Here is a 19,531-nt window from a genome sequence, read left to right on the forward strand (position 1 = left end):
TTTATTGTATATCCAACAACGCATTTCTCACAATCTCATAATGACTCCACGGAATAAAATGATTGGCTTTCTCTATCGTTATCGTATCGATTGATTTTACATTGACAAACTTTTTTTTCATAAACGCAACATTACTATAAGGTACTAAAACATCTTTTGTTCCATGTATTATGGTGACATCACAAGTAATTTTTTCTAGCTCTGGTTCTAAGTCCACCAAATCTTGTTTCAACCACCACAACTCATCATTGGAAGGGCGTAATGCTCCAGGAATTAGATATCGCAAAGGCGATTCCTTGATAACGGTTCTCCATTTCTCTGGGTTCTCCGCTTTTGGGTCCAATGAACCAGCCAGTATCACCAATCGTTTGTACCAAGACGGATGATCAACGGCTAACTGAGCCACAACTGGTCCGCCAACGGAATGCCCTACTAAAATTAGTGGCTTTTTATTATCGATTTTTTTGATGAATTCAGATATTCTTTTAGATTGCACCTTTAAATTTTGAGCATCGCCAAAATCACTGTATCCAAAACCTGGTCGGTCAATAGCTATCATTCGGTATTTTTTAAGCAATAAAGTATCCGTAAGATATTCTTTAAAAGCATTCCAACTTCCGGGAGAACCATGAATAAAAAACAAGGTTGGTTTCTGAATACTACCCGTTTCTAAATAATGTATTTTATAACCATCAAAACCAATTATCTTATCCTGAAACACGGTTCGAGATGCGGAAAAAAATTTTATTGTTTCTTTATTCGAAAATCGCATCGTCATACAAGATTGACACATTACGATATACAAAAACATAAAACTATACGCTATATATCTCTTTTTGAAATGAAATGAGGCGGCCATAAAAGTCATTCTATTTGTATTTTCTATAAAAGTAACCGTTTTTAGGTTTCAAAAAAACAGCAACAATCTATTTTGTGATTTATTTCCCAACTGTTTAAGGAGTCTTAATGGTCTTTAACCATTTACAAAATAGGAATCCCTATCTTTGCACCGAAATATAGAAAATGAAAGCAAAAACGATTACCGAAAAGACTAATTTACATCCTAGAAATCTGGATAGATTTGGATATAATTTTGAGCAATTAATAGAAAAATCTCCTGAATTGCAGCATTTTGTTTCTATAAATGAGCATAATATCGAGACAATTGATTTTAGTAATCCTGATGCTGTAAAGTCACTCAACAAAGCCTTGTTATTATCCCATTACGACATTCAAAACTGGGATATTCCAGCAAATTATCTTTGCCCACCGATTCCAGGAAGAGCAGATTATATTCATTATATCGCTGATTTATTAGCTTCAAGCAACAACGGAATCATTCCTGAAGGAGAAAATGTTCAAGGTTTAGACATTGGTGTAGGTGCGAATTGCATTTATCCTATAATTGGTAATTCAGCGTACGGATGGAGTTTTGTAGGAACCGACATCGATTTAAAAGCTATTGAAAACTGCAGTGCTATCATTGAAGATAATCCAAAATTGATTGATGCTATTAGTTTACAACAACAAACAGAATCGCGTTTTATTTTTAAAAACATAATTACTCCCGAAGACAAATTTACATTCACTATTTGCAATCCTCCATTTCATGCCTCACAAGATGAAGCCACGAAAAGTACGGTTCGAAAAATCAACAATTTAGAATCTCGAAGTGCCGAGAGCAAAGTAACTAAACCTGTTTTAAATTTTGGTGGTCATAATGCTGAATTGTGGTGTGAAGGTGGCGAATTAGGTTTTGTTACTCAAATGATTTACGAAAGTGCCAAATACCCGATGCAGTGTTTATGGTTTACCACTTTGGTTTCTAAAAAAGAAAATCTTTCTAGTCTTTACAAAACACTAAACAAGGTAAGTGCTGTCGAGATTAAAACAATTGATATGGCTCAAGGCCAAAAAACAAGCCGAATAGTAGCTTGGACTTTCCTGAGTGAAGCACAACAAAAAGCCTGGAAGTTCGAATAAAAAATCCTATTTAATTTAAGCATTTAATCCCACCAATCATTCTTGATAGTCGGGAAAATCAATCTTTACCTATACTTTTTCCTGTTATACATTTAAAGTGAAGCCCTCAAAAAACTTCCATTATTAAATCAACAAATAAACTTCCATAAATTTATTTTACCGAAAAAAAATTACAACTATTCATAAAAAACTGCATTTCTTCTTACTTTAAAGAGTAAAAAGTAATTTTAACATAATTTTACGTAAATTTGGTAAAGCAATTTTCAAATAATTAAAAAGAAAATTCTTTTACAATGCGTTAACAAAGAAATTGAAAACGAAACTTTTTAAACTAAAAAAGCCAAATTAATAATTCTTTTTCAGAGTTTTTATTGTGTTTTAAACCAATATCCAAATTCAAACTAAATGGTAGAAAAGCAACTGTCACATACCGAAACACTTGATGATTCCAAACTTTGGAACAGTCTAAAAGAAGGGAATGAAAATGCTTTTTCAATACTTTTTAAAAGACATTATTCTCATTTAGTACGTTATGGAAATTCATTTCTTCCTTTTCCTGAGAAAGTGCAAGATTGCGTGCAAGACGTTTTTACAGATATTTGGATTTACAGAGACAAATTGAGTGATAAAGTGGTTGTAAAAGCCTATTTGTTAGCATGTGTTCGCAAGCGAATTACAAGATTACAAGAACGAGATCGCATCTTTCGCCTTAGCAGTTCTATAGACACGGTTGAATTTTTATTTGATTTTTCTATTGAACACAACCTTATTTCTGATGAAACCACAGCTTCTAAAGTGTCACATCTCAATCATTTGATAAATGATTTGCCTTCTCGACAAAAAGAAGCCTTATATCTTCGTTATTCCCAAGAACTTACCGTAGACCAAATTGCCGATACACTTGACATTAATTATCAATCAGCAAACAACCTTTTACATCGTGCTTTGTTGAGCTTACGCAAAGAATGGAAAGGAAATATCTTCCTTATTTTAGTGCTGTTTTCATTTGCATTTTAAGCTACAAAAAATAAATTCAAAAAAATTTACCTTTTAGTGAGTATCAATTAAAGAAATGGTCCTCTATATAATTGTAACCCCTTTTTTTGATGCAACACCGTAATAATTACACCGAGATAGAACACTTTTTAGCTGATGAATCATTCCGATTATGGGTGTGTTTCAATGATGATCAACACCAATGGGAAGAATGGACTTTAGAGAATTCTAGTCGTGCTAAATTAGTTGAAGAGGCTCGATTATGGTTGTTAGCAATGAAAGTTCCTAATGATGATTTATCTTCAGATGAAGTGCAACATGCATTGGAAGCTACTTGGAAAAAAATTGAAAGAGTAGAAGAAAATAAAAAGGGAAAACCAGTTCTCAAACTTTTAAGAAAAAAATGGTTTAACGGAGTTGCGGCTGTTTTGATTTTAAGCCTTTTAACCGGATGGTTGTACAATCAAACCAACAGTGATAATGATTCTGCACTAACTTACAGCGAACTTATCAATGAAAATGAAGAAGGCTTAGTGGAGCAGACAAATAATTCAGACAAACCACAAATCATAACATTATCCGACGGAAGTTCTGTTTTACTACAACCCAACAGTAAATTAAGTTATCCTAAAATATTTGTGGGTAATGAACGAAAAGTGTACCTCTCCGGTGAAGGCTTTTTCGAAATTAGCAAAGATCCTAAAAAGCCGTTTTTTGTATTCGCAAATGAAATCGTTACTAAAGTAGTTGGAACCAGTTTTAAAATAAAAGCATACGCTAATCAGCCAAATGTGGAAGTGGTCGTTCGAACAGGGAAAGTAAAAGTAAGATCGAATGAATTAATTTCAAATCCAAAAGACGAGCTAATTGTTTTATTACCAAATCAAGCTTTGCGATTCGTTCGGAAAAACTTAAGTTTTAAAAAGATTACTGATATTACACAAGATGAGTTATTAATTAATTCCACGAGTAATATTGAGCAATTGGGATTTGAATTCACCGATATTCCTGTGTCACAAATTTTCAAAACTATTGAACAGGCGTATTTAGTGAAAATTGATTTTCCACAAGCAAAATTAAAAGACTGCTATCTGACAACATCTTTAAGCGATCAGCCTTTGCCAGAGAAACTAAAAATTATTTGTAAAAGCCTAGGAAGCAATACAAGCTATGAAATGAATGGAAACCAAATTATAATTATATCAGACGGATGTAACCAATAGTAACTTGCTTATGCATTAAAAAGATAATAAAAAAAGCGCCGAAAATGCTGTAACATTCTCGACGCCTTAAATAGAATCAATTCGCTCTCTGTAAAGAGCAATTGTAGTGTTTAACCAATACCCTAACTAACGAATATTAATAAAAACAGACCAAAACTATGAAAAAAACCGTCTTCAAACAACGACTACTAATTCGAATTATGAAAATAACCTTATTTCAATTTGTTTTAGCCCTTGTCTTTTCAAGTGTAACATTTGCGAATACTATCAGAGGTCAAAAAAAGCTGGACACAAAAGTAACTATTACTGTGACCGATTTGAACCTAGATACTGCGCTGACGAAACTTGAAAAACTGGCACATGTAAAATTTTCGTACAATTCGAGAATGTCACAACTGAATCAAAAAGTGAGTGTTTACGCTAACAATGAAGCACTATCAAGTGTATTGACTCGCATTTTGAAACCATTAAAAATGAACTATACCGAGGTAAGTAATCAGATTATTTTACAAAAAGAAGGTATTACTAACACCGGAATGAATGCTGAATATTTCTCTACTTTAAATCAAAGTACAACTGCTGAGATTATCAAAGGACGCGTTGTTGATGAAAAAGGAGAATCGTTACCAGGCGTAACGATTCTTGTAAAAGGAACAACAAAGGGAACAACAACTGATATCGATGGAACGTATACCATAAGTGCTGAAATTGGAGACGTTTTACAATTTTCTTATGTTGGACTAGAAACTAAATCGGTTACTGTAACTGGAACTACTTTAAATGTTACTTTAACGGGAAGCGGAGAAACACTACAAGATGTTGTGGTGATAGGTTCTCGTAATCCTGCCAGAACGGTAACAGAATCTGCCGTTCCTATAGATGTAATTTCTATGAAAGAGATTGCTTCTCAAGGAGCACAAGTAAACTTAAATCAGATTTTGAACATGGTTGCCCCATCGTTTACCTCAAATACTCAAACGGTTGCTGATGGAACAGATCACATTGACCCGGCACAATTAAGAGGTTTAGGGCCAGATCAAGTATTGGTTTTGATAAACGGAAAAAGAAGACACACTTCTTCGTTAGTAAATATCAATGGTTCACCAGGTAGAGGATCTGTAGGGACGGATTTAAATGCTATTCCTGCTTTTGCTATCGAAAAAATCGAAGTTTTAAGAGACGGAGCTTCTGCTCAATATGGATCTGATGCTATTGCAGGTGTAATCAATATCAATGTTAAGAAAAACACGAACAAATTAGAAGTAAACCTTTTTGGAGGAGGAAATCTTTCTAAAGGTGCTAATGACCATGATGGTGGTTTTGATGGTGGAAATTACCAACTAGACTTGAACTACGGAACTAGTCTTGGTAAAGAAAAGAGCTTTATTAATGCTACCGCGAGCTTCCAACTGCGTGATGCAACAAGTAGAGCTAAAGAAGTTACTGGAACTTTATTCAACGCCTACAATGCTGTTGAACAAAGAGCTGCTGAGGCAGGAACTAATATCAATAGCCTTTTTGGAAATATTACAAATACTCCTAATACAGCTCAAATACTTACTACTATAAAACAATATGCTCCCGGTGTATCGTATTTCTCAGCTGCACAGCAAACTGCAATTAGTGGTGCCGCGGATATTCCTCAAATGCAAGCTGCATTGAATTTTGATGCTACTTCAGGAGAATTAGCTTACAGAGGTCTTGAAAGAAAAAATTTTAATATGAGAGTTGGACAATCTTCATTACAAAGTGCTCAATTCTTCTTGAATGCCGCTTACCCAATCAATGACAAACTAGAAGCCTACGCCTTTGGAGGAACAAGTTTTAGAGAAGGAGAAGCTGCCGGTTTTTACAGAAGACCAAATCAATCAAGATCATATACGGGTTTATATCCAAACGGTTTTTTACCAGAAATTCATTCTACCATCAACGATGTATCGGTAGCTGCAGGTCTTAGAGGTATGCTATTCGAAAATTGGAATTTTGACTTAAGTAACACTTTTGGACGAAATGCTTTTGATTACGGAGTTGAAAACACTGTAAATGCTTCTTTAAGAGAAAATTCTCCTACTGAATTTGACGCTGGTGGTTTGGCTTTCGCCCAAAACACAACAAACTTTGACATGAATAGAAAATTTGATGTTTTAGAAGGTTTGAACGTTGCTTTTGGCGCAGAATACCGTCATGAAAACTTCGCTATCAATGCAGGACAGCCGGAATCTTATAATTTATATGACATTAACGGAGGCGTTGTTACCGCATCAACTCCAAATAACATAAAAGTTACTGATTTTTATGGTGCAGCAAGACCAAATGGCTCACAAGTTTTCCCTGGTTTCCGACCTGCAAATGCCATTGACAAAGATCGTAACAGTGTAGCAATTTATACCGATTTAGAATTAGACGTTACGGACAAATGGTTAGTAAACGGAGCAGTTCGTTTTGAAAACTATTCTGATTTTGGGAATACAACCAATTTCAAAATTGCCTCTCGTTATAAATTAACAGATAATATCAATTTACGTGGTGCGGTTTCAACTGGATTTAGAGCACCTTCATTACACCAAATCTATTTCAATTCAACTGCTACACAATTCGTAGGTGGTGTACCATTTGAGGTAGGAACTTTCAGTAATGATTCACAAGCTGCACAATTATTAGGAATTCCTAAATTGAAACAAGAAGAATCTCAAAGTGCAAGTGTTGGTTTTACAGCTAAAATCCCAGAAGCAAATTTAACTTTAACTGCAGATGCTTATATTGTAAAAATTGACGACAGAGTAGTTCTTACCGATCAGTTTTCAAGACCAGGCGGAACTCCTGCAGCTGGATCTCCAAATGCAATTTTGAATGGATTATTTGATACAGCCGGTGCAACTGCAGCGACTTTCTTCGCAAACGCAATTAACACTGAATCAAAAGGAATTGATGTTGTAATCAGTCATAAAACAAGTTTTGGAAATAACGTTTCCTTAAAAACAGATTTATCAGGGACTTTTTCTAAAACATACAGAGTGGGCGAAATAAACGCTTCACCAGTATTAGAAGCTGCAGGTCAAATCAATAGATATTATTCTGAAGCCAGTAGAGTGTACTTACAAGAAGCAATTCCAAGAGTAAAAGCTAATTTAACCAACTCAATTACCTATAAAAAATTCGATTTCTTCTTGAGAAACGTTTATTTTGGTAAAGTTACTGATCCAAATACTGCTGATGTGAATGGAGACGGACGAGTTGAAGGAATAATTGTTAATGGCCAAGCAGTAGAAAATGAGCACCCAATTTGGGGAGCAAAAATCATTACAGATTTATCCGTAGGTTTCAAAATTACAGAAGCTGCCAAAATTGTTATTGGTGCCAATAATATTTTTGATATTTATCCAGATGCAAATCTTGGTACACAAACTGCAATCAGACCTAGATTAGTATCCGGAGCTATCGATTACACCGCTGCACCATCTACAATTGACTTATCAAATGCAAATCAATTTGTATATTCTAGAAACGTATCTCAATTTGGTCAAAACGGTCGTTTCGTTTTTGCTCGATTAAGCTTCAGTTTCTAAGAATTAATATTTTTTTATTGGAACCATCCTGACACATCAGGATGGTTTTTTTTTGGCAAAAAGTTTAGAAAAAAAAGAATCCAAACTTTGTACCTTTGCAGTTCTAAAACTTTGCCCTTTAATTCAATGAATTTCCAAGTAGTATCCGATTACCAGCCAAAAGGCGACCAACCCCAAGCGATTGACAAATTAGCCCAAGGGATTATAGATGGTGATAAATTCCAAACTTTATTAGGAGTTACTGGATCCGGAAAAACATTTACTGTGGCTAATGTGATTCAGGAAGTACAAAGACCAACTTTAGTTTTGGCACACAACAAAACGTTGGCGGCACAATTATATTCAGAATTCAAACAATTCTTCCCGAATAATGCCGTTGAATATTTTGTTTCCTATTACGATTATTACCAGCCCGAAGCTTTCATGCCAGTTACCGGGGTGTTCATTGAAAAGGATTTATCCATCAATGAAGAATTGGAAAAAATGAGAATGTCAACAACTGCCTCATTACTTTCCGGACGAAGAGATATTTTGGTTGTAGCATCTGTTTCTTGTTTATACGGTATTGGAAATCCAATAGAATTTCAGAAAAACTTAATTCCAATTGAGAAAGGGCAAATTATTTCGAGAACCAAATTATTGCATCAATTAGTTCAAAGTTTGTACTCCAGAACAGAAGCCGACTTTAATCCCGGAAGTTTCAGAATAAAAGGTGATACCGTAGATGTGTATCCAAGTTATGCAGATGAAGCCTATCGCATTCATTTTTTTGGTGATGAAATCGAGGAAATTGAAAGTTTTGACACCAAGAATTCTCAAGTCCTTGAAAAATTTGAAAGACTAACAATATATCCCGCCAACATGTTCGTCACTTCACCAGATGTATTGCAAAATGCAATTTGGGAAATCCAACAAGATTTGGTAAAACAAGTAGATTATTTTAAGGAAATAGGAAAACATCTCGAAGCAAAACGATTAGAAGAACGCACCAATTTTGATTTGGAAATGATTCGCGAACTCGGATATTGCTCCGGAATTGAAAATTACTCCCGTTACCTTGATGGTCGTTTGCCCGGAACAAGACCTTTTTGCTTGCTCGATTATTTCCCCAAAGATTATTTAATGGTGGTTGATGAAAGTCACGTGACACTTTCACAAGTTAGCGCGATGTATGGTGGGGATCGAAGCCGTAAAGAAAACTTAGTGGAATATGGTTTTCGACTTCCCGCTGCGATGGACAACCGTCCTCTGAAGTTTGAGGAATTTGAAGCAATGCAAAATCAGGTTATTTACGTTTCAGCAACACCAGCGGATTATGAATTGCAAAAAACGGAAGGTGTTGTAGTCGAGCAGGTAATTCGTCCGACAGGATTATTGGATCCAATTATTGAAATCCGACCAAGTTTAAATCAAATTGATGATTTAATTGAAGAAATTCAGGTTCGGGCCGAAATTGACGAACGCGTTTTAGTGACGACTTTAACCAAAAGAATGGCGGAAGAATTAGCCAAATATTTAACCAAAGTTAATATTCGTTGTCGTTATATCCACTCTGAAGTAGATACTTTGGAACGAATCGAAATTATGCAAGATTTGCGAAAAGGAATTTTTGATGTGTTGATTGGTGTGAATTTACTTCGTGAAGGTTTAGATTTACCTGAAGTTTCTTTGGTAGCCATTTTAGATGCTGACAAAGAAGGTTTTTTACGAAGTCATCGTTCGCTTACGCAAACAATTGGTCGTGCAGCAAGAAATTTAAATGGAAAAGCAATTATGTATGCTGATAAAATAACGGCCAGCATGCAAAAAACAATTGATGAAACCTCGTATCGCAGAACCAAACAAATTAATTACAATACCGCCAATAACTTGATTCCTCAAGCTTTAAACAAAAAAATAGAAAGCGCTTTTACCAAAAATCCGCTTGTCGATTACGAATTAGGAAATACGCTAGATAAAGCTGCAGAGCCAGAGAATTTGTACCTATCAAAACCCGAAATTGAAAAACTAATCCGTGAGAAAAGAAAATCAATGGAGAAATCAGCTAAAGAATTAGACTTTATGCAGGCGGCTAAATTACGTGATGAAATAAAAGCATTGCAAGGGCAATTAGTTTAAAAAGTTAAATAAATAAATTATTAATAAATTACAAAACACAAAAACAGATAATTTTATAGATTTTGTGTAAGTATAATTTGCACTAACCTAAAATCCCTATAAAAAGAAAAAGAGCTATAAAATATCTTACAGCTCTTTTTAATATTATTTTCCCTGATAAATGTTTACATTTATTAAGACAAAAAATTATTCTACAATCAAAGGTTGAACTCTCCAAATATCAGTATAAGGATAAGAGTATGCGGACTGTTCTTGAGTTATATTGTTTGAAGAAATTCTAGCAAAAACATTACTTATTTTACTAGCAGCTTTTTCTGGCTGGCGTGCCCCAGCAGTAGAAGAAAAATAGATGTTACCATCAACGCCCCAAAATGGCTGAGTTTCATTAGAATCTCCACTTGTAATTTGAGTCAAAGATGTTCCGTTTATTTTCATTACAAAAAGATGACTAAATTTATCTTTTGTACCAATATACACAATATGCTTACCGCTAGGAGAGTAAGCACCATTTGTAGAATTCTGTTCCCCAGTAGTTATTTGAGTACTTTGAAATGATTTTAAGTCTAATTCAAATAATTGAAAAAAATCACCAGAAAGTTTTGTGTAAAGTAACTTATCTCCTTTTGGGCTCCATTTTGGATTAATACCTTCAGAAAGAACTGTAAAGCTGCTTCCATCTTTATTCACAAGACAAATATTTCTTGTATCTTGGAGAGTAGTTGTTAATACAATTTTTTTATTATCAGGTGATAGACTAGCATCAGCATCGAAATCACCATAGGCATTTTGACCAATATAAGTTAAACCCAGTTTGTTTACACTCGTCACTGCTATAGTTGGTTTAGAAGCGTAATAAGTAAAAATAAAATTCTCATTATCAGTCCATGACGGTCTGTCAGTTTTATTTCCAATTAATGGAGTAAAACCAGGTAACATTACATCGTTCTTCAACCTAATACTCCATTTACTGAATCCAGTATTTGCATCATCTCTAATTACGTATAATAATTTTTTACCATCAGGAGATAAACATGGCTGAAATTCAGGCACTACATCATCCGTTATTCTAACTAATTCTTTAGCACTTGCGGTAACTTGTGGCCCAGATAACTTTACTACTGGAGCTTTAGAAGCACACGAATAAAGTAAAAATAAACAACCTAAACCTGATAAAAGAGTAATTTTTTTCATAAGCATTTTATTTGTTGATTTACAAATATAAATGTTTTATTAAAAAAAAAAAATGATAATGTTAAATTTTTGCAAAAATTTGAAATAAATAAGATTTTTATTTCAAATTATTTTTTTAGAGAAATCCTAATTAATTAGTTCTTAATAAAAAAATTCAAATAACTAATAATCAGTATAGTATATTTAATAAAAATTTAATTGTGTTGCTCCTGAAAAACATTCAATAAAATCTCGCCATCGATAATAGCATTTGGTGCGTCATTCATTAATTTAAGAATTCGTTTTGTCGCTATAGGATTAAGTCCCATATCAATCGCTATTTGCTGAATAGTAGTCATTTCCTTTTTATGCAATACACCGTCACAATACATCAACAAGGCCAATCTGTAAAATTGTTGAATACGCAAAAACTCTGTTTTAATAGGGAATTGTGGAAGTTCTTGATGAAATAAATCATTAAAAATATCTTGTTCAAAACCCAACTCATTAGCAACAATTGCTAAAAACTCATATTCCCTTTTATGTAATTGTCCATCAACAGTAGAAAAAGCAATCATCTCTAAAACTAAACTCCTTTTTTCTTCGAATGTATTCATCAAATTATTATTTTTAGCTAAAATATTGTTTTTAAATCAAAACACAAAAACTAATAATGATTCGACAGCTATTCCTACTTCTACTTTTCTTTTTTACAATAGCAAAAATTACTGCTCAAGACTCTAAACAGCCCATTTTGAGTACTGCTTCAAAACAAGTTTCTACTTTTACGATTGATGCGCCACAACTTCAAACGACAAAGAAAATTTGGATGTATTTACCTGAGAATTATGCTACCTCAAAAAATAAATTCTCCGTGATTTATATGCATGATGCTCAAAATTTATTTGATGCAAAAACCTCCTATTCAGGCGAATGGAATGTAGATGAAAAACTAGACAGTCTAAAAGCACAAGTTATTGTAGTGGGAATCGAACATGGAAACGAAAAACGAATGGATGAATTAACGCCTTTTAAAAACGAGAAATACGGAGGTGGAAAAGCGGATAATTATTTAGAATTTATCGTGAAAACGTTAAAACCACATATTGACAACAATTATCGAACAAAAACCAAAAAGAAAAATACTATTATCATGGGAAGTTCTCTTGGTGGCCTTACCTCCTATTATGCCATTTTAAAATACCCTACAGTTTTTGGAAAAGCAGGTGTTTTCTCGCCTTCGTTTTGGTTTACCAAAGACATTTATACGCTGACAGAAAACTCTAAAAAAATAAAACCTAAAATCTATTTTCTTTGTGGAGATACTGAAAGTGACGACATGGTTTCTGATGTGAACAAAATGGAATATTTACTAAATTCAAATAGATGTTACTGTCTTAATTTGAATGAAAAGAAAATTATAAAGGGCGGACAACACAACGAAAAACTCTGGCGTGATGGTTTTGTAAAGGCCATTTCTTGGCTCGGTTATTAAAAAATCCATTATTCGACAAATTCAAAATCGCTCTCAAAATGAAATTAACAGTAAGAGAATACAACCTCAAATTAAAACATACTTTCACAATCTCTAGAGAATCGATTGACTTTCAACCTTCTTTAATTGTGGAGTTGCAACGTGATGGTTTTTCCGGTTTTGGCGAAGCAACTTCTAATCCATATTACAAGACAACAGTTCCTGTGATGATGCAGGATTTAGAAAAAATTAGAAGCATAATCGAAAACACAACAGATGAAACACCTGAAGCATTTTGGGCAAAAATCCATCCATATCTAAAACACAATATGTTTGCTTTATGCGCTTTGGATATGGCATACAATGATTTGTACGCGCGCCAAAAAGGAAAAAAACTGTACGAATTGTGGAATTATACCATTGCCAAAAATCCATTGACAGATTACACAATTGGAATTGCATCTATCGAAAAAATGGTGGCTAAAATGAAGGAATTGCCTTGGCCCATTTATAAAATTAAGTTGGGAACCAAAGAAGATATTGCCATTGTCAAGGAACTTCGGAAACATACCAATGCTATTTTCAGAATTGATGCCAATTGCGGTTGGGGAGTTGAAGAAACCATAAAGAATGCCATCGAGTTAAAAAAACTAGGCGTAGAATTTTTAGAACAGCCCATGAAAGCCGACAATTGGGAAGGACACAAGGAAGTTTTCAAGCAATCAGTTTTACCGATTATCGCTGACGAAAGTTGCATTATAGAAGAAGATGTAGCCAAATGTCATAACCATTTCCATGGTGTAAATGTCAAATTAGTAAAATGTGGCGGACTGACGCCTGGAAGACGAATGATTAATGAAGCCAAGAAATTAGGGTTGAAAACGATGGTGGGTTGTATGACCGAATCTACTGTTGGGATATCAGCGATTGCACATTTATTGCCACAATTAGATTATGTAGATATGGACGGGGCATTGCTTTTAGCTGAAGATATCGCCACAGGAGTGACAATTAATTTTGGAAAAACAAGCTATTCTGACTTAAACGGAACCGGTGTAACATTAATTTGATTTTAAATGAAAGTCAACCAATTTCCGGATCGAGTAATTGAAATCGACAACGAAGAATATCTTTATTTTGGAGGAACAGCTTATTTAGGTTTGCCAACGCATCCTGAATTTCAAAAACTGCTTATCAAAAATATTTTGCGATGGGGAACAGCTTATGGAAGTTCCAGAAGTGCCAATATCCAACTCAACGCTTATGGTGATGGCGAACGATTTTTAGCTAATTACATCAAAGCGGATGCTGTACTTACGGTCTCTTCCGGTATGTTGGCGGGGAAATTAGTTGTTGAAACATTAACTCCTGAAACCGATTTATTTTTTCATTTTCCGGATACGCACACCGCCATCAAAAAGCCAAACAGCTTACCGGTTTTTATTGGAAATGAGCTAAATCCTCGTTTGCTGGATAACGCAACTGAAAAAATTACGATTCTTACGGATTCGGTTCCATCATTTCATGTACAACCAATCGATCTTGTAATTCTAAATTCTATTCCGTCTAATAAAGAAACCACTTTGGTTATTGATGAATCACATTCCCTTGGAATTTTAGGAACAAATGGTTGCGGAATTTTTTCGACAATCAACCTTCCCAATATTAAAAGAAAAATCATGGTATCATCTTTAGGTAAAGCGTTTGGATTGACGGGTGGCGTAATTGCGAGTGATTCCGAATTTATTAATCAACTAGCAAATCACGATACTTTTGTTTCCAGTGCTGGAATGAACGCTGCATTTGTACAAACAATGGCTCATACAGCAGCGATTTTTTTGCAACAGCATCAAAAATTAAAGGACAATTTAAACTACATTAATACTCATTTAATTAAAAACAAAGCAGTCCTTTTTGATCCTGAATATCCGCTCATTTATCCGGAAATCGAAGGAATAAATGAAATTTTCACGGCGAATAAAATTATTGTAACCAATTTTAAATACCCTACTGACACCCGTGATTTAAATAGAATTGTAATAACTGCTAATCACAAAAAAGAAGATTTAGATAAAATAATTGACCTTCTTAACCAAAACCAATTCTAAATCTAAAATTGTGGTCCAATTGCTTTTAAACCGTACCTTTGTAAAAAATTAGAATATGATGACAAATAACGATATCTTCAAAAAACTTCGCGTAGCATTAATGTTGCGTGACGATCAAATAGTAGAAATATTAGAATTAGTAGATTTTAGAATCACCAAATCAGAATTGGGTGCCTTTTTTCGTGATGAAAAACATGAAAATTATATGGAGTGTGGCGACCAAGTGCTGCGTAACTTCCTAAATGGATTGGTAATTCATTTGCGTGGAACGAAAGAAAATCCAAAAAACCCAAATGATGTTTTAGCCAAGCATAAAGCTCAAATTCCTGCTAAAGATGGTTCCAAAGACAGACCCGAATTTAAGGCAAAACCAAGAGACGAAGAAAGATCAAGAGGTGACGAAGCACCTTCAAAATCGAAGCCAGCAGCCAAAAACAATTCTAAAAAACAGTATCCAAAAGGAAATTCAAAAGTTCAGGTTGTGGAGAAAGTGAAATTTAATTTCGGTAAGAATAAAAAATCATAACTGTGAAAACGGCGTCAATCATTGGTAGCACGGGTCTAATAGGGTCAGAACTCCTACATCTACTTTTAGAAAGTTCACAGTACGCTAAAGTAATCACTTTCGTAAAAAGAGATTCGGGAATAATACATCCAAAATTAACACAACACATCATTGATTTTGACAAGCCAGAAACCTATAAAGAATTAGTCGTTGGTGATGATTTCTTTTGCACGATTGGTACAACAATCAAAAAAGCAGGAAGTCAAAAAGCGTTTAGAAAAGTAGATTTTGAATATCCTCGTCAGTTTGCCGCTTTTGCATTGCAAAATAGAGTCAAACAATTTTTAATTATATCCTCTCTTGGTGCTGATACAAAGTCTGGAAATTTCTATTTGAAAACAAAAGGAGAAATTCAAGATTTCCTTAAGGACTGTAATTTCGAAAGCGTTGCTGTATTGCAGCCCTCCCTTCTTTTAGGAAACCGAACTGAATTTAGATTGGGCGAAAAAGTGGGTGCTTTTTTCATGAAAACACTTTCCTTCTTATTCCTTGGAAACTTAAAAAAGTACAAACCTATTGAAGGTAAAACAGTCGCCAAAGCACTTTTAAAAATTGCAGAAACAAATAATAAAGGTTTTAAAATATATGAATCAAATGCGATTCAAGAAATTGGAAACTAATACAATATCAAAATCCTGAACTCTCATTCAGGATTTTTTTGTATATTTATTTTATCTAAATGAATTTACACCTTCAAATATGAAATGCCTTCTTACCTTCTCCATATTATTTTTTACAACATTATTTTTCGGACAAAACGATAAAATTGAACAACCAGCCATGTTTTTTGATTCAAAATTAGTTTCGAGTGCTTCAATGCAATCTATTGACCCAAATGAAATTGAATCTGTGAATGTTATCAAAAAGGACACCACAATAAACGGTGTTTTGTATCATGGTCAACTATATATTAGTTCTAAAAACCCTAAGAAATATGATTTTATAAGTTTGGAACAAATTAAATCTGAATTTACCAAAATCAAAAGTAACGATGTCATTTATATGGTAAATGGAGCATTTATAAAAGACAATATTGATACTTTCAAATTAGACCGAAACTATATTTTAGAATTTGAAATCACAAATTCAGAAGCGTTTTACAATCTAAGAAAAAGCAATACCAAATTTGACATCATAAACATCTTGGGAAAAACTAAAGAAAATTTAGAAAATAAAAATAAGATTTTATTAAGAGGTCATGAAGCAATTGGCATTAAATAAATTCTAATTTTAATAGTGTTCAAATCCATAATTAAGAACTACAGCTTAACATAGAACAGCCCACTTTATCTCTGGCCCAATCCGGTCTCTTAGCAAACCATTTTTGAAAATTTGGTTGTTCGTCATAGGGATTTTTAAGCATTTCAAATAACTCGTTTAGCAAAGAATAATCTCCTTTATCTGCGTCATCAATACACAACTGCGCCATATAATTTCGCAGCACGTATTTTGGATTAACTAAATTCATCTGCTCTTTTCTTTCAGCATCTGAAAGCGTTTCTTCATTGATTCGAATGCTGTACTTCTCCAACCAATCGTGCCAATCTTTTAAGATCTTTTCATCTAAGTTCTTTTCATTGTAAAAAGACTCTTTTATAGAATTAAAAGCGGTTATTGCAGCATCAGCTTTGGTTACATTACTCAGATTTCTAAAGAAAATGGTCATATCTGTTTCTACCTTTTGAAGCAATTGAGTCAAACTGTGAATCAAAACAATATCGTGTTCTTTTTTGATTTGGAAACCAAGTTTATTTTGCATCATATTCAAATACTCCTTTTCGTAATTTGTACTATACGCCTCTAAAATAGCTTCGAGTGGCTTTGCATCGTTTATCAAAGGATACAAAGCATTTGCCAATTGATACAAATTCCACAGTGCAATTTCTGGTTGATTCCCAAAACGGTATCTTTTATGTTGATTATCAGTTGTATTTGGCGTCCAGCCGGAATTATAATCTTCCAACCAACCGTAAGGTCCATAATCAATGGTAATGCCGTGAATGGACATATTATCCGTATTCATAACGCCATGAACAAAACCTACGCGTTGCCAATGCATAATCATGTTCGACGTAGTTTGAGTAACTTCTTGAAAAAAGGCTAGGTATTTTTCGATACCTTCTTTTTTAATATGAGGAAAATGATGTTTTATCGTAAAATCTGTCAATAATTTGAGATTAACATGGTCTTCTCGGGAAGCAAATAATTCAAAACTTCCAAAACGAATAAAAGAAGGAGCGACTCTACAAACAATAGCACCTTTTTCGTAAGCTGGATTTCCGTTATACAAAACATCCCGCAATACTTGATCGCCAGAAAGCATTAACGAAAGCGAACGCGTGGTAGGAACTCCCAAATAATGCATCGCTTCGGCACATAAATGCTCTCGAATAGAAGATCGTAATACCGCAAAACCATCTGCTGTTCTGGAATATGGTGTTGGCCCTGCTCCTTTTAGCTGTAAAGTATAAGTCTTATTATTATGAACAACTTCAGTTAAATTAATGGCACGACCATCTCCTAATTGTCCGGCCCAATTTCCAAATTGATGTCCTGCATAAGGCATCGCATACGCTTTAGTACCAGGATAAATGGTACTTCCTGAAAAAGTATTCAAAAAATCAGTAGAAAGTATATCTTCCTTAGAAAGACCAATTGCATTTGCTACTTCAATTGAAGCATGAATTAGTGAAGGATTTGAAGGTTTTTTGGGTAATACAAACGAATAACAAGCCTGATGAACCTGTCTTGGAACATTAATTTGATTGGAATCAGCAGGTAATTCAGAAGTAAATTTATTTTGTATATGGAGTTTCATGAGTACTAAAAATCATTAAAAACAAAGATAATTGTTGTTAGCCAGAAAACTTTACACTTTCAATTATTATTATGATTTGTTTCATTACAATTAGCAACTGCTTTAAACTAAAAAAACCTGTTAGCTTGCGCAAACAGGTTTTAGAAATATACAAAATGTGTAAATTAAGAAAGTGCCGCTTGTACTTGGTCTGCAGCCTCTTGGAATTCAACAGCTGATAAAATTGGCATTCCTGAATTATCAATTAATTCTTTTGCGATAGCTGCATTTGTACCTTGTAAACGAACAATGATTGGCACTTTAATTGCATCTCCCATATTTTTGTATGCATCAACAACTCCTTGCGCCACACGGTCACAACGAACTATTCCACCAAAAATATTAATCAAAATAGCTTTTACGTTTTGATCTTTTAAGATAATACGGAAAGCAGTTTCAACACGTTTTGCATCAGCAGTTCCACCTACGTCAAGGAAGTTAGCAGGCTCAAAACCAGCATATTTAATTAAATCCATAGTTGCCATCGCTAAACCAGCTCCGTTAACCATACATCCTACTGTACCGTCAAGATCTACATAGTTTAATCCTACTTCTTTTGCTTCCACTTCGATTGGGTTTTCCTCACGAATATCACGCATATCAGCATATTTTTTTTGTCTGTATAAAGCATTATCATCGATATTTACTTTAGCATCTACAGCCATAATTTTATTATCAGATGTTTTTAAAACCGGGTTGATTTCAAACATTGAAGCATCAGATCCAATATAAGCATTGTATAAAGAATCGATAAATTTTACCATTTCTTTGAAAGCATTTCCAGAAAGACCTAAGTTAAAAGCAATTCTTCTTGCTTGAAAACCTTGCAATCCAACAGAAGGATCAACTTCCTCAGTAAAGATTAAATGTGGTGTGTGTTCAGCAACTTCTTCAATATCCATTCCACCTTCAGTAGAATACATAATCATGTTGCGACCTGTAGCTCTATTCAATAAAACAGATACATAAAACTCCGAAGTTTCACTTTCACCAGGATAATAAACATCTTCAGCGATTAAAACTTTGTGTACTTTTTTACCTTCAGCAGAAGTTTGAGGTGTAATCAATTGCATTCCGATGATTTGCTCTGCAATTTCTTCTACTTGTTGTAAATTTTTGGCAAGTTTAACTCCACCACCTTTTCCACGTCCACCTGCATGAACTTGGGCTTTTACTACATACCAACTTGTACCAGTTTCGGTAGTTAATTGTTTTGCAGCAGCAACGGCTTCTACTGGGCTATTAGCAACGATTCCGCGTTGAATGCGAACTCCGTAACTAGCTAAAATCTCTTTTCCTTGATATTCGTGTATGTTCATAATATAGAATTTGTCTGGATTCTGAATTTATTTCAGAATAAAAGTGGCACAAAAATAGCAAAATTAAACTTAACTGTTATTTTTTTTTTAATTTAAATGGCGTCTAAATTTAGATATTTTAAACCCAGCGACAAGAGACATCAAAATGAAAA

The 19,531-nt window shown here is 34.0% G+C and carries 16 protein-coding genes; 11 read left to right on the top strand and 5 right to left on the bottom strand.

What is annotated here, in order from left to right; genetic code table 11:
- Position 1: 1 nt before the first annotated feature.
- Entirely contained in the window at positions 2-859 is an 858-nt protein-coding gene (locus V5J73_RS10305; protein ID WP_338645646.1) for an alpha/beta fold hydrolase, read from the bottom strand.
- Positions 860-1,023: 164 nt separating this feature from the next.
- Between V5J73_RS10305 and rlmF the strand changes: the two genes are divergently transcribed.
- The 5 genes from rlmF (at position 1,024) to uvrB (ending at position 9,886) form a co-directional block, all read left to right on the top strand.
- On the top strand, positions 1,024-1,983 hold the full coding sequence (gene rlmF, locus V5J73_RS10310) for a 23S rRNA (adenine(1618)-N(6))-methyltransferase RlmF (RefSeq protein ID WP_338645648.1): 960 nt from the start codon (positions 1,024-1,026) through the stop codon (positions 1,981-1,983).
- 405 nt (positions 1,984-2,388) lie between these two features.
- Entirely contained in the window at positions 2,389-3,000 is a 612-nt protein-coding gene (locus V5J73_RS10315) for an RNA polymerase sigma factor (protein WP_338645650.1), read from the top strand.
- An 89-nt stretch (positions 3,001-3,089) separates the two neighbouring features.
- Positions 3,090-4,202 (top strand): FecR family protein, encoded by a 1,113-nt coding sequence (locus V5J73_RS10320; protein ID WP_338645653.1) that lies wholly within the window; start codon positions 3,090-3,092, stop codon positions 4,200-4,202.
- A gap of 536 nt (positions 4,203-4,738) precedes the next feature.
- Positions 4,739-7,768, top strand: a complete 3,030-nt coding sequence (locus tag V5J73_RS10325) for a TonB-dependent receptor (protein ID WP_445236423.1) — start codon at positions 4,739-4,741, stop codon at positions 7,766-7,768.
- A 126-nt stretch (positions 7,769-7,894) separates the two neighbouring features.
- Entirely contained in the window at positions 7,895-9,886 is a 1,992-nt protein-coding gene (gene uvrB, locus V5J73_RS10330) for an excinuclease ABC subunit UvrB (protein ID WP_338645656.1), read from the top strand.
- Positions 9,887-10,072: 186 nt separating this feature from the next.
- Here uvrB and V5J73_RS10335 read toward each other — a convergent pair whose 3' ends face one another.
- Positions 10,073-11,077 (bottom strand): TolB family protein, encoded by a 1,005-nt coding sequence (locus V5J73_RS10335; RefSeq protein ID WP_338645658.1) that lies wholly within the window; start codon positions 11,075-11,077, stop codon positions 10,073-10,075.
- Positions 11,078-11,271: 194 nt separating this feature from the next.
- A complete protein-coding gene (locus V5J73_RS10340) occupies positions 11,272-11,673 on the bottom strand; it encodes an excinuclease ABC subunit B (protein ID WP_338645659.1) in 402 nt (133 codons plus the stop codon).
- Between the two features lie 56 nt (positions 11,674-11,729).
- On the opposite strand from V5J73_RS10340, the gene V5J73_RS10345 reads away from it, so the two are divergent.
- The 6 genes from V5J73_RS10345 (at position 11,730) to V5J73_RS10370 (ending at position 16,424) form a co-directional block, all read left to right on the top strand.
- On the top strand, positions 11,730-12,551 hold the full coding sequence (locus V5J73_RS10345) for an alpha/beta hydrolase (RefSeq protein ID WP_338645661.1): 822 nt from the start codon (positions 11,730-11,732) through the stop codon (positions 12,549-12,551).
- A 38-nt stretch (positions 12,552-12,589) separates the two neighbouring features.
- A complete protein-coding gene (locus tag V5J73_RS10350; protein WP_338645663.1) occupies positions 12,590-13,600 on the top strand; it encodes a dipeptide epimerase in 1,011 nt (336 codons plus the stop codon).
- A gap of 6 nt (positions 13,601-13,606) precedes the next feature.
- On the top strand, positions 13,607-14,638 hold the full coding sequence (locus tag V5J73_RS10355) for an aminotransferase class I/II-fold pyridoxal phosphate-dependent enzyme (protein ID WP_338645665.1): 1,032 nt from the start codon (positions 13,607-13,609) through the stop codon (positions 14,636-14,638).
- Positions 14,639-14,696: 58 nt separating this feature from the next.
- Positions 14,697-15,164 (top strand): DUF1456 family protein, encoded by a 468-nt coding sequence (locus V5J73_RS10360; RefSeq protein WP_338648613.1) that lies wholly within the window; start codon positions 14,697-14,699, stop codon positions 15,162-15,164.
- Positions 15,165-15,166: 2 nt separating this feature from the next.
- Entirely contained in the window at positions 15,167-15,823 is a 657-nt protein-coding gene (locus tag V5J73_RS10365) for an NAD(P)H-binding protein (protein ID WP_338645667.1), read from the top strand.
- A gap of 79 nt (positions 15,824-15,902) precedes the next feature.
- On the top strand, positions 15,903-16,424 hold the full coding sequence (locus V5J73_RS10370; RefSeq protein WP_338645669.1) for a hypothetical protein: 522 nt from the start codon (positions 15,903-15,905) through the stop codon (positions 16,422-16,424).
- 31 nt (positions 16,425-16,455) lie between these two features.
- Here V5J73_RS10370 and V5J73_RS10375 read toward each other — a convergent pair whose 3' ends face one another.
- Together V5J73_RS10375 and sucC are read right to left on the bottom strand one after the other, a co-directional pair.
- On the bottom strand, positions 16,456-18,021 hold the full coding sequence (locus V5J73_RS10375; protein ID WP_338645671.1) for a protein adenylyltransferase SelO: 1,566 nt from the start codon (positions 18,019-18,021) through the stop codon (positions 16,456-16,458).
- A gap of 164 nt (positions 18,022-18,185) precedes the next feature.
- Positions 18,186-19,379: an ADP-forming succinate--CoA ligase subunit beta gene (gene sucC, locus V5J73_RS10380; protein WP_338645672.1), complete on the bottom strand. Its 1,194-nt coding sequence runs from the start codon at positions 19,377-19,379 to the stop codon at positions 18,186-18,188.
- Positions 19,380-19,531 lie beyond the last annotated feature (152 nt).

Origin of the sequence: Flavobacterium sp. KS-LB2 (assembly GCF_036895565.1) — a bacterium.
Lineage (GTDB): Bacteria > Bacteroidota > Bacteroidia > Flavobacteriales > Flavobacteriaceae > Flavobacterium.

Bases quoted from the DNA above. Each gene is read 5' to 3' on its own strand.
- V5J73_RS10305 (WP_338645646.1), bottom strand. From the start codon at position 859: ATGGCCGCCTCATTTCATTTCAAAAAGAGATATATAGCGTATAGTTTT.
- rlmF (WP_338645648.1), top strand. From the start codon at position 1,024: ATGAAAGCAAAAACGATTACCGAAAAGACTAATTTACATCCTAGAAAT.
- V5J73_RS10315 (WP_338645650.1), top strand. From the start codon at position 2,389: ATGGTAGAAAAGCAACTGTCACATACCGAAACACTTGATGATTCCAAA.
- V5J73_RS10320 (WP_338645653.1), top strand. From the start codon at position 3,090: ATGCAACACCGTAATAATTACACCGAGATAGAACACTTTTTAGCTGAT.
- V5J73_RS10325 (WP_445236423.1), top strand. From the start codon at position 4,739: ATGAATGCTGAATATTTCTCTACTTTAAATCAAAGTACAACTGCTGAG.
- uvrB (WP_338645656.1), top strand. From the start codon at position 7,895: ATGAATTTCCAAGTAGTATCCGATTACCAGCCAAAAGGCGACCAACCC.
- V5J73_RS10335 (WP_338645658.1), bottom strand. From the start codon at position 11,077: ATGAAAAAAATTACTCTTTTATCAGGTTTAGGTTGTTTATTTTTACTT.
- V5J73_RS10340 (WP_338645659.1), bottom strand. From the start codon at position 11,673: ATGAATACATTCGAAGAAAAAAGGAGTTTAGTTTTAGAGATGATTGCT.
- V5J73_RS10345 (WP_338645661.1), top strand. From the start codon at position 11,730: ATGATTCGACAGCTATTCCTACTTCTACTTTTCTTTTTTACAATAGCA.
- V5J73_RS10350 (WP_338645663.1), top strand. From the start codon at position 12,590: ATGAAATTAACAGTAAGAGAATACAACCTCAAATTAAAACATACTTTC.
- V5J73_RS10355 (WP_338645665.1), top strand. From the start codon at position 13,607: ATGAAAGTCAACCAATTTCCGGATCGAGTAATTGAAATCGACAACGAA.
- V5J73_RS10360 (WP_338648613.1), top strand. From the start codon at position 14,697: ATGACAAATAACGATATCTTCAAAAAACTTCGCGTAGCATTAATGTTG.
- V5J73_RS10370 (WP_338645669.1), top strand. From the start codon at position 15,903: ATGAAATGCCTTCTTACCTTCTCCATATTATTTTTTACAACATTATTT.
- V5J73_RS10375 (WP_338645671.1), bottom strand. From the start codon at position 18,021: ATGAAACTCCATATACAAAATAAATTTACTTCTGAATTACCTGCTGAT.
- sucC (WP_338645672.1), bottom strand. From the start codon at position 19,379: ATGAACATACACGAATATCAAGGAAAAGAGATTTTAGCTAGTTACGGA.